Consider the following 11617-nt stretch of genomic DNA (forward strand, 5'->3'; position numbering starts at 1 on the left):
AACACCAATGAAAAAACTAATTCTAGTAATACTTACGATTACCTTAGCAATATCTTGCAATCAAGAACAAAAACAAGAAGCACCAAAGCCAGAAACACCATTTGTTTGGGAAGGTGCTAACCTATATTTTTTATTAACAGACCGATTTAATAATGGTGAGACTTCCAACGATGTCAACTTTGACAGGACGAGAGAAACAGGAAAATTGCGTGGTTTTGAAGGAGGCGACATCAAAGGAATTACACAAAAAATTCAAGAAGGCTATTTTACCGATTTGGGCATCAATGCCATTTGGATGACACCAATTGTAGAGCAAATCCATGGAGGAACAGACGAAGGCACAGGTGTTACTTATGGTTTTCACGGTTATTGGGCAAAAGACTGGACCAAAATTGACCCAAACTTTGGGACTGAAGAAGATTTAAAAGAACTGGTAAAGGAAGCACACGCCAAAGGTATTCGTGTAGTATTAGACGCAGTAATCAATCATACAGGTCCTGTAACAGAAAAAGACCCAGTTTGGCCAGAAGAATGGGTAAGAACAGATAAACAATGTACTTACGATAGTTATGATAACACTATAAGCTGTACACTTGTTGCTAATCTGCCGGATATAAAAACAGAAAGCAACGAGAATGTAGAACTACCACCACAATTGGTAGAAAAATGGAAAGCTGAAGGTCGTTACGACCAAGAAGTAAAAGAGCTCGATGCTTTTTTTGAACGAACAGGGCATCCAAGAGCTCCACGTTTCTATATAATGAAATGGTTAACGGATTACATTACCGATTTTGGTATTGATGGTTACCGTGTAGATACCGTAAAACACACCGAAGAATATGTATGGCAAGAGTTTAAAAAAGAATGTGATTATGCATTTGAAACGTATAAGAAGAACAATCCAGATAAGGTTTTAGACGGTAACGACTTCTATTTGGTTGGCGAAGTGTATAACTACGGAATTTCAGGTGGCCAATGGTTCGATTTTGGAGATAGAAAAGTGAACTATTTTAATCCACCAAGTTTTCAAAGCTTAATCAATTTTGAATTCAAATGGAATTCAAAAGAGTTGAGTTATGAAGACGCTTTTAAAAAATATAATGATAGTTTAAAAGGTCCATTAAAAGGTTTTGGAACATTAAATTATTTAAGTTCTCACGATGATGGTAGTCCGTTTGATGCTAAAAGAGAAAAACCATACGAAACCGCAAATAGATTATTACTATCACCAGGAACATCACAAGTTTATTATGGAGATGAGTCTGCAAGATCATTGGTTATAGAAGGCACTGAAGGTGATGCTACCTTACGTTCATTTATGAATTGGGAAGCTGTAAATTCAGACCCAAAAACAAAAGCAGTGCTAACCCATTGGCAAAAGCTAGGACAATTCAGAACAAATCATCCTGCTGTAGGCGCTGGTAAGCATCAAATGATAACCCAAGAGCCTTATTTATTTTACAGAAGCTATCAGCAAGGAGACTTTAAAGATTTGGTAATTGTTGGTTTAGACTTACCAAAAGGCGAAAAAGTTATCGATGTTTCTAAAGTTTTTGAAGAAGGAGATAAACTTCAAGATGCATATTCTGGTGTTAAAGCCACTGTAGAAAATGGAAAAATTATCATAAATTCGAATGCTAATATCATTTTAATCGAAAGACAATAAATCAATCTTAATGAAATTCAATCTTATCCCATTAATCCTTACAGTCCTTTTCTTTTCATGTAATCAAAAGGAAAAACATATTACTGAAGTGACTTCGCCAAATAGTGAAGTGAAAGTAAATTTCAACCTTAATGCTCAGGGACAACCGTTTTACACAGTAATGTTCAATAACAAAACCGTAGTAGATAGCTCTTACTTAGGGTTTGAGTTTACAAATGCTAAAGCTTTAAAGGATAATTTCAATATTGTAAATACAACAACAAGCACGTTCAATGAGACTTGGCAAATGCCTTGGGGAGAACAAGTAGATGTAGTAAACCATTACAATGAATTAAGAGTTGAATTACAAGAAACATCAGAATTAAAACGAAAACTAAACCTTGTTTTCAAAGTATATGACGATGGTATTGGATTCAGATATGAATTCCCAGAACAAGCTAACTTTAAAGAAGCACTAATTAAGGATGAACATACGGAGTTTAACTTAACTGAAGATTACAACACCTTTTGGATTCCTGGAGATTGGGATATTTATGAGCATTTGTACAATACTACAAAGTTATCAGAGGTTGATGCCTTACAGTTTGCAAACCATAAAAATTTAGCGCAAACGTATATTCCGGAAAATGCTGTAAATACACCAGTTACTATGGTTGGTACAGATGGAACACATTTAAGTTTTCACGAAGCAGCTTTGATAGATTATTCAGGAATGACCTTAAAAGTAGATACTAAAAACCTTGATTTAAAGAGTAATTTAGTAGGTTCAGAAAATACCGATTATAAGGTAAAACGAATGTTACCTTTTGAAACACCTTGGAGAACAATTCAAATTTCAGATAGTGCACCAGAGCTTATAGAATCAAAGTTAATCGTAAATTTAAACGAGCCAAATAAACTAGGAGACGTATCTTGGTTTACACCAATGAAGTATACAGGTGTTTGGTGGGAAATGCACTTAGGAAAATCCTCTTGGGATTATGGGATGACTCAGAATATGAGTACGTGGACAGATACAGGAGGTGCACACGGAAAACACGGAGCAAATACTGAAAATGTAAAACGTTTTATAGACTTTTCAGCAAAAAATAACATTGGTGGTGTTTTAGTTGAAGGTTGGAATACTGGTTGGGAACATTGGATTGGTTTTGAAGACCGTGAAGGTGTGTTCGATTTTGTAACACCTTATCCAGATTATGATATTGATGAGGTTACACGATATGCTAAAGAAAAAGGTGTAGAAATTATAATGCATCATGAAACCTCGGCAGCAACCGAAACTTATACTAAGCAACAAGACACTGCTTATGCTTTAATGCAAAAATATGGCATGCACTCGGTAAAATCAGGTTACGTTGGTAAGATACTTCCAAAGGGAGAATACCATCACGGACAGTATATGGTAAATCATTATAACAATGCTGCCATTAAAGCCGCTAAATACGACGTCGCAGTTAATGCGCACGAACCTATTAAAGCAACAGGTTTAAGAAGAACTTATCCTAATATCATTTCTCGCGAAGGTTTAAGAGGGCAAGAGTTTAATGCTTGGGCAAGTGATGGAGGTAATCCACCAGAGCACTTACCAATAGTTGCTTTTACAAGAATGTTGTCTGGTCCAATAGATTATACACCAGGAATTTTCAATATTAAGTTTGATGAATACAAACCAGACAATCAGGTAAACACTACGATTGCTCAGCAATTAGCATTGTATGTGGTGATTTATAGTCCAATACAAATGGCTGCTGATTTGGTAGAACATTATGAAGCAAACCCAGAGCCACTTCAATTTATAAAAGATGTTGGAGTAGATTGGCAACAAACCAAAGTGCTGAATGGTGTGGTTGGAGATTATGTAACCATAGCAAGACAAGAGCGCGAAACAGGTAATTGGTTTGTTGGTGGTATTACAGATGAAAATGCGAGAGCAATAGACTTAACTTTCGACTTTTTAGATGATAACCAAAGCTACGAAGCTGTAATTTACAGAGATGGAGATGAAGCACATTGGGACGATAATCCACTAGACATCATAATTGAAAAAATTGAAGTATCAAAAGGCTCAAATCTTTCTGTGAAATTAGCAGAAGGTGGTGGTTTTGCAATTAGTATTTTTAAGAAATAAATAAAAGCTCCGAAAGGAGCTTTTTATCTTTTTAGAGTAAAGTGACCTCTATGAGTTGTTCCGTCAGCACGTTTCACTAAAAACCAATAATCATTAGTTGGCATATTGTTTCCATTATACGTACCATCCCAACCAAAATGATTGCCATAAAAAGACGTTAGTATTTTTCCGAATCGATCAAAAATGGTGACTTCTAAACTAGGTTCGGTTTGCGATTCTATGATTTGCCAATAATCGTTGTAACCATCATTGTTTGGAGTGAAAAAACTTGGGTAGTTCAATATTGAAACGTCTTCAGTAACAATACCACAATCATTTAAATCTTTGACAAAAACAGTATAAGAACCAGCTGGAAGATTAGTGAAAACATTTGATTCTTGATAAATAATACCATCCAAAGAAAACACATAATCTCCAGTTCCTGAAACTGAAACATAAATGGAGTTGCTGTTAGCGGTCCAATCAATAGTTTCTATGTTTTCAATAGTTGCGATACTAGAGGTGTAGACTGTGAAATTTTGAATAGCCTCACAACTATTGTTACCGTACATATTCTTTACAGCAACCGAATAATTTCCACTTTGGTTTACTAAAATACTTTGAGAAGTTTCTCCAGTAGACCATTCGTAAGCATCATAACCTGATGTTGCTGTTAATGTTGTAGTGCTTCCATCGCAAATAGAAATAGTTTGATCGTCATCAACAACAGGAATATCGCCAATTTGAATTTGAAAAGAGGTAGTTGCATAACAAACATCTAATGTGTTATGAATAACTCTTGTATAGATAGTTTGTGGATTGTTTGTGTTTGTATAGTTGTTAGGTAGTGCATTATCGCCTGAGTTAGCATCTGCTTGATTGAGATGGTAGCTAACGGTAAAATTATTGGGGTTTTGATTACCTAGAATTAATGCATTTTGATCGTTTAAACTAAAGGTTTCAGAATTGCTATTGGTATCAGTACAGAACAGTAGATTGTCAGGTTGGGTAATATTTACAACTGGTAATAGGTTTTCAATATTTATTACAGTGTTTTCAATATTTCCGCAAGCATCTTCAACTTTTATCTCATAAGTTCCTGCATTTAAATTTAAGAACGTGTTGCTTTCACCATTATCAAATTCAAAAGGCGAAATAATACTAAAGTTAAAAGGACCAACGCCAACAACGTCTACAATAACATCTGATGGTCCGCTACCACCATCACAACCTAAATTATAAACACCAGAAATAACAAGGTTTGAAAACACTGAGAAGTTTGCAAAAATATCTAAACAAAAATCGTCAGGGTTTTGATTGTTGAATGGTTGAAATACTTTTATAAGTCTAAATTCTCCTGTTAAAAAAATGTTGTAAATGGTTTGTTCATTCAAAATTTGAATGGCTGTAGAGCTATTTGGAATATCACCTTCGGTATATGGACTTCCAGTATTTGGGTGTCCCCAAGTTTCGGTTTCAGGAAAATACCTTTGAAACCAATAGGTTTTTGAAACTACTGAATCGTCAGAATCGTTAATACCAACATCAAAAGAACCACAGTTTCTGTTTAAAGTATAAGCACTTGGAGTGCTGATGTATGCATTTATGTAAACATTTTCAGTGTATTGAAATCCGCATTCGTCAACTAATTCAAAAGTGTAATCTCCAGCAGGAAGGTTGTTCATAAAGAAAAAACCTGAGTCAGCTATATTTTCACTTACATCATCAGGAAGTGAAGGTGTATAGTTAGATGGAGCCGATGAAATTAAAACTGAAGTAAGGCTACCATGTCCACTAGCAAGACGTAAAGATCCGGTTTCGGTTAAGCAATTTGGTTTTGCTATAACTGATAGTTCTTGCATTACAAATTCAGGAACAATTGTTTCAATGATGTATTCACTTCCGCAATCATCAATAACTAGTATAGTATAAATTCCACTTCCTAAATTACTTAAACTTAAAGCGCCATTATTGATGTTTTCTGAAATATCATCTGGTAAGGTGTTTTCATAAGATACTGGAGCTACAGTTACTGTAGCAGATACAATTTCTCGATCTGGAATTGAAACATTTATAAAGCCAGAGTCTACCGAACACCCTGTATTGTTAACTACTAGATTTGGCTCTAGAGGAATTTCTTCTAAGAGTAGAGTATGTGTGCCTAATCTGCCACAAGCATCTATAAGATTTATAGTGTATGTTCCGTAAGGTACAGGGTTTCCTTCTGTTTCGAAAACTACAACATTATTGTTGTAAGGTCCTGGATATTCTTCATTATAAACTGAAGGTGTAAAATCTTCAGGAGCTTCAATAAATTCAACTTGATAAGGAGGTAAGAAGTTGTTTACTATAAGGTTTAAAAATTTTCCGCAGTATGCTTCAGTAGGAAACAACATTACTTTTGGGTTTGGGTCAATTTCATTATCTCTTTCAAAAACATTGTTGCAAGCATCAGTAATTGTAATGTTTACTGTAAATGTTTCTTCACCAAAAGTCATAATGCTTTGGCTAATGTTAAATTGTAGCTCAGGTCCTGAGGTCATTTCTTCAACAATTACAATTTCAGGAGAGCCATCAGGAGGATAAATTGTATAAGTTATGGTTAGCGGATAAATTATAGGGTTTTCAGGAGGCGCATTGATGCTATTGGTTATTTCTATTTCTGAACAAGAGCTATAAACAACTGGAAGTACTGATTGCTCAATAGTAATGTCATTTTCGCCAAGAATTAATGTGTAGGTTTTAGATAGTGCGTTTTCACATTCATCATATACGCGTACAACATAAGTTCCTGGTGTTAAATTGGAAAATTCATTTGAGGTTTGTGGTGCAACAGTTATTGGTCCAGAAGTAATTTCATACAATGCTGCGTCACCAGATGTTACATTTACAATTAATGTGGCAGTTTGGTTACAGGATGTAGCAGTTGTATGGCTAATTTCAAAATCCAGTTCAGTAGTTAAGTTGTTAATAGTTGCTTCTTGCTCTTGGGTGTTTTCGTCTCCATTTAACGATTGGGTTGCAACCACTTTGTAGTTTCCTGCAAAAAGATTATTAAATGAGTTGGTTGATGTTTGAGCAACAGGAGTAGAGTCGTCAGGTAAAATGTAAAGTGTATATGTAATATCAGCTCCTGATGCTGTATTGGAAACTTCCATTTGTAGAGCACCATTACCAGAACAAGTTTCGTTAACAGCAGTAACGTTTAAGTTGAAATCAGGTAGTTGCGCGTAGCTAAACGTTGAAAAAAAAAGTAAAATAAAGCTACAAAAAGACTTCTGTAGGTTACTTGAAAATTGAGATGTTATTCCAAACAATTTTGCTCTTAGGTCAATTCGCTTTTTTGTTGAAAGCTGTAATGATTTACTTCGAGTTAGTTTAAGTTTTAATTTATGTATTGAGCTACAAGGCATTATTGTTTGTAATGAATACTATCAAATATAATATTAAAACAGTTTAATTGCCTCTTTTCCCCATCATTAAACAGAAATAATCGTTATTTTAAACATGTTTTTCTGTTGAGTCATTATGTTATTTAATCAATAAAATTACGACCAATCTATTTTATTCGTAAATTTGCAGCACACTATGAAGCATTTTGACCCTAATACACAATTGCCTTTTGAGCTTAAGATAAGCTTTGATAAGTTGCTCAAATATTACGAAGATTTGAAGCAAACAGGAGATGATTTTGAAAAAGCCAAAGCAGAAAGAATACTTAGGTTACAAGAACCTCATAGCATATTGAGAGATGGCTTTGATGATGAATCAACCTTGAAAGAGCATCAAGAACTGATTACTACAATTTTACAAGATACTTTTAGTGACGCTTTAACTAATAACGAAATTAAAGCAGTTTCATTACCATTTCAGAATATTATTTTTAACTCTTCTGAGCGTTTCAAGAAAATAGTAAAAGCTGCTGGTGATGGTTTTGAACTTAAAATTAAAAACCTCCCTGAAAGTGATTTGTACATTATTGCGTGTACTATTATTTTGAATCTTCATTATGGTTACGATTTAAGCTTTAAACGTCCATTTTTATACGAAATACCTGATGAAAAAGGAGTAATGAGGTATTATAAGATTTTGTATAATGCCGATTTTACTGAAGTTGTACCAAAAAAGAATGCTCCTAAAGTAACTCAAGACGATTACGAAGAATTACTAGATAATTTTGATAATCTCGATTTGTGGAAAGAAAAGTTTCCGCCTAATAGTTATGAGTTTAAAGGATTTGTTATTTCTAACATGTTTGATGTTACTGATGACCAATCTATTTCCAATATAAAATCTACACTTATAGGAGAAGCCAAACGTAAGGATAAAAGCTTTATGAGCGATTTCCAGAATATCTTTAGTTCTTTCTTAGGAATTAAAGATTTAAAAGTTGGTTTTTCTATTTATAATAAAGAAGATGATAGTTTTGAACGAGTTTATGGAGAAGGTATTGAGAGTTTTCTTTTATGTAATCAAGATCATTTAAGTTGTAAAAATGCACTTTGTGATTGGTCTTATGATTTAATCATAAACCAAAAGCAATTTTTTTCGGTATCTAATGTCGAGAAATCTTGTGTAGATAAAGAAGAAATGCCTCATGTTTCTATTTTAAACAAACAAGGTATTAAAAGTGCTATTTTAGCTCCAATTGCTGATAAAGATGAAGTGTTAGGTGTTCTTGAAATAGCTTCAGAAAAACCACATGTACTTAATAGCATTGTAGCTAATAAGCTAATCGATGTAATGCCATTTATAGTGTCTTCGGTTAAACGATCTAAACGCGAAGAAGAAAACTTAATAGAAGCAGTTATACAACAAGAATGCACATCTATACATCCTAGTGTGTCGTGGAAATTTAAAAAAGCTGCAAAGCAGTTTTTAATTGACCAACACAATAATGATGGAAATGCAATGTTTCAAAAAATTTCTTTTGAAAAAGTATATCCACTTTTTGGACAAATTGATGTAAAAGGATCATCAGAAGCCAGAAATTTAACTACTCAAAAAGATTTATTGCTTCAACTGTCTTTTGCTAATAAAATTCTTGAAGATATTCCTGAGCATTTAAATATGCCTATCTATGACCAAGTAAGATTTCAAATTGATTCTTACATTAAAGAAATTGAGACCGATTTTAAAGTAGATAGTGAGCAACAAATAGCTGCGTTTTTCCATAAAGAATTAGACGCTTTATTTAAGTTTTTATTAGCTAAACATTCTGAATTAAAAGAAAGTATAGAAGACTACTTTAGTAAAATTGATTCCAACTTAGGAATGATTTATTACTACAGAAAAAACTATGACGATACCATTGCGCTTATCAATAAAAAAATGTCTAGCATGCTAGACGAAAAACAAGTTGATGCGCAACAAATGTACCCACACTTTTTTGAGCGTTATAAAACCGATGGAGTTGAGCATAACATGTATATAGGAGAGGCTATTACAAAAGAAGATAGCTTTGATAATATATACTTATACAACCTAAGGTTGTGGCAGCTTCAGGTAATGTGCGAAATGGAAAATGAATTTTACAACAATCAGCACGAGTATCCAATGTCTTTAGACGTTACTTCAATGATTTTAGTGTTTAATCAACCATTGTCTATAAGATTTAGAATGGATGAAAAACGTTTTGATGTAGATGGTACTTACAATGCAAGATATGAAGTTGTAAAAAAACGTGTGGACAAAGCTTTTGTTAAAGGAACTACTGATAGAATTACACACAAAGGAAAAATTACTATAGTATATTCTCAAAAAGAAGATGAGCAAGAATACATGCGTTATGTAAAGTTCTTGCAATCTAAGCACGTACTTGGTGATGAGGTCGAAATTTTAGAGCTAGAAGACCTACAAAGTGTTACTGGTTTAAGAGCTATAAGAGCCAGTATCTTATACACTGATAAAGAGGATCAAAAATTCTACACCTATGACGATTTAATGGCAACACTTAAGCAGTAATATAAAAAGAATCACTGCTTTTTGTTGAAGTTTTTGGGTTTAGTTTATACTCGTTTTTAGTAATCACATCTTTAATGTCTTTCTTTGGGTGTTGAGCTTTAAAAGATACCGCAAAAGCAATCACAGATATTACCATTCCAGCCATAAAAATAGTATAGGTTAAACGCAAAATCCTGTATTTTCGGTCTAAAACTTTACCAAGAAAGTACAAGTCTTTGGTTAAAGAACTGTACACGTAATCTTTGTCTTTTAAAAGCTCACTAATTGCCCATTGGTACTCACTTAACTCCATTTTATGAAAGTTTCCAAAAAAGGTTAAATTCACTTTTTTGTTCTTAACATCTTCTTTGGTAAACTCACCACTGGTAATATTTGGTCTTGTAGCAATTATTGATAAAATCATCGAAACCACACTAGAAACAGTAAATATTAATGTAGGTACTATTAAATAGCTATTTGAAGGAGAATCAAGCTTTGACATTAGGTTAGAAAGTACCAAAGAAATAATAATAGCATTAACCGAAAGTAATATGTTGGCTTTAGTATCCGCAATGTCACTAAGTTTTATGTGGTTTCTTAATGCAACTCTATAAAAAGTTTGAATACCACGTTCAGGACTTTCGTTTTTATACTGTGCTTTATACTTTGCCTTTATTTTTTCTTTATTGGCTTTTTCTTTATTCTTCTTTTTCTTTTTTATCAGTTTAGCAAGGTTTTCTTCTTTTTGTCTTTGCCAATTTTTTAAAGCATAATCAGTATAAAACTCATGCTTTTCGGTAAGTACTTTTATGTTTTCTTCAAGCCATTCGCTAGGTGAAAACTTGCAAACACCTTGTATTTCCATTTCCTTTCTTAAAAACTCACTGGCTTCATTAAAATATTTTTTACCAAAATGCGAAGCATCAGCATCCCTTATAATTTTGCCTAGTTTAGTTTTAGGAGTGTCTTTAAACTTTGTAGCCATAATGCACTCACTAACCGAAGCTATCAAGTCATCACTTGCATCATTATCTTTTAGAAATTTTGAAGCTATTTTTACACTCTCTTCTTCATGACCCTCTCTAAGCTTGGTGTAACCTGTATCATGAAATAAAACAGCAAGTTCTAAAATTTCAGAATCTTCTTTGTTAACTTCAGAGTTTTCAAGAATCTCTCTTAAGCTTCTTAGTACACGTTCGGTATGTGTATAATTATGGTAAAGAAACGTTTGGTCAAGGTCATTTTTAAAAAGATCAAAAACAAACTTTTCAGCATTTTCAACTAGTTTAGACATAAATCTTGTTTAAATTTATAGAATACAAAGTACTAAAAAAAAACGAAAAACAGCAGACTGCTTTTACGCTTTGATTGTAAGTAAAATAGAAGCATGTCGACTAATTTTGAACACATTTTTTTCAGTTTTAATTAATAAAAGAAAGGACAACATATGCTTACTTGGAAAAATATTATCGATTTTTCAGTTAATGGTAATCCAACGCCAGATAAAAGAGTTGAAAAAACAGAAGAAGAATGGAAGGCGCTACTCACTACCGATCAATATCGAATTACAAGAAAAAAAGGTACTGAAATGGCAGGAACAGGAGCCTTTTGTTCAACACACGAAGCAGGTAAATACAATTGTGTTTGCTGTAATACACCAATGTTTGATTCTACCATAAAGTTTAACTCAGACACTGGTTGGCCTAGTTTTACACAGCCTATAAAGGAAAACGCTATTAAATATGAAAAGGACTCTTCGTTTGGTATGATTCGCGTGGAAATTATGTGTAACGTTTGTGATGCGCATTTAGGTCATGTTTTTCCCGATGGACCAGAACCAAGTGGATTAAGGTATTGTGTAAATTCGGAGTCATTAACGTTGCAAAAGGAAGGTTAAACAT

At 33.4% G+C, this 11617-nt stretch carries 6 protein-coding genes; 4 read left to right on the forward strand and 2 right to left on the reverse strand.

What is annotated here, in order from left to right:
- Positions 1 to 7 precede the first annotated feature (7 nt).
- Positions 8 to 1666 (forward strand): alpha-amylase family glycosyl hydrolase, encoded by a 1659-nt coding sequence (locus A8975_RS02555; RefSeq protein WP_134198571.1) that lies wholly within the window; start codon positions 8 to 10, stop codon positions 1664 to 1666.
- A 10-nt stretch (positions 1667 to 1676) separates the two neighbouring features.
- Positions 1677 to 3794 carry a glycoside hydrolase family 97 protein gene (locus tag A8975_RS02560; protein ID WP_134198572.1) on the forward strand — a complete coding sequence of 706 codons (2118 nt, stop codon included), beginning with the start codon at positions 1677 to 1679 and terminating at the stop codon, positions 3792 to 3794.
- Positions 3795 to 3817: 23 nt separating this feature from the next.
- Here A8975_RS02560 and A8975_RS02565 read toward each other — a convergent pair whose 3' ends face one another.
- A complete protein-coding gene (locus tag A8975_RS02565; protein WP_134198573.1) occupies positions 3818 to 7186 on the reverse strand; it encodes a T9SS type B sorting domain-containing protein in 3369 nt (1122 codons plus the stop codon).
- A gap of 175 nt (positions 7187 to 7361) precedes the next feature.
- On the opposite strand from A8975_RS02565, the gene A8975_RS02570 reads away from it, so the two are divergent.
- The gene (locus A8975_RS02570) at positions 7362 to 9737 is read left to right on the forward strand and encodes a GAF domain-containing protein (RefSeq protein WP_134198574.1); all 2376 of its coding nucleotides are present in this window, start codon (positions 7362 to 7364) and stop codon (positions 9735 to 9737) included.
- Here A8975_RS02570 and A8975_RS02575 read toward each other — a convergent pair.
- A complete protein-coding gene (locus A8975_RS02575) occupies positions 9727 to 11010 on the reverse strand; it encodes a Pycsar system effector family protein (RefSeq protein ID WP_134198575.1) in 1284 nt (427 codons plus the stop codon). The genes A8975_RS02570 and A8975_RS02575 overlap by 11 nt on opposite strands.
- A 153-nt stretch (positions 11011 to 11163) precedes the next feature.
- Here A8975_RS02575 and msrB point away from each other — a divergent pair, with 153 nt between their 5' ends.
- Entirely contained in the window at positions 11164 to 11613 is a 450-nt protein-coding gene (msrB, locus tag A8975_RS02580) for a peptide-methionine (R)-S-oxide reductase MsrB (RefSeq protein WP_134198576.1), read from the forward strand.
- The last annotated feature ends 4 nt before the right edge of the window (positions 11614 to 11617 follow it).

The sequence above is a fragment of the Meridianimaribacter flavus genome, assembly GCF_004366715.1.
In the GTDB taxonomy this organism is placed as follows: Bacteria; Bacteroidota; Bacteroidia; order Flavobacteriales; family Flavobacteriaceae; genus Gaetbulibacter_B; species Gaetbulibacter_B jejuensis.

Excerpts from the sequence above, each read along its gene's own strand:
- A8975_RS02560 (WP_134198572.1), top strand. The coding sequence starts at position 1,677 with ATGAAATTCAATCTTATCCCATTAATCCTTACAGTCCTTTTCTTTTCA.
- A8975_RS02575 (WP_134198575.1), bottom strand. The coding sequence starts at position 11,010 with ATGTCTAAACTAGTTGAAAATGCTGAAAAGTTTGTTTTTGATCTTTTT.
- msrB (WP_134198576.1), top strand. The coding sequence starts at position 11,164 with ATGCTTACTTGGAAAAATATTATCGATTTTTCAGTTAATGGTAATCCA.
- A8975_RS02570 (WP_134198574.1), top strand. The coding sequence starts at position 7,362 with ATGAAGCATTTTGACCCTAATACACAATTGCCTTTTGAGCTTAAGATA.
- A8975_RS02565 (WP_134198573.1), bottom strand. The coding sequence starts at position 7,186 with ATGCCTTGTAGCTCAATACATAAATTAAAACTTAAACTAACTCGAAGT.
- A8975_RS02555 (WP_134198571.1), top strand. The coding sequence starts at position 8 with ATGAAAAAACTAATTCTAGTAATACTTACGATTACCTTAGCAATATCT.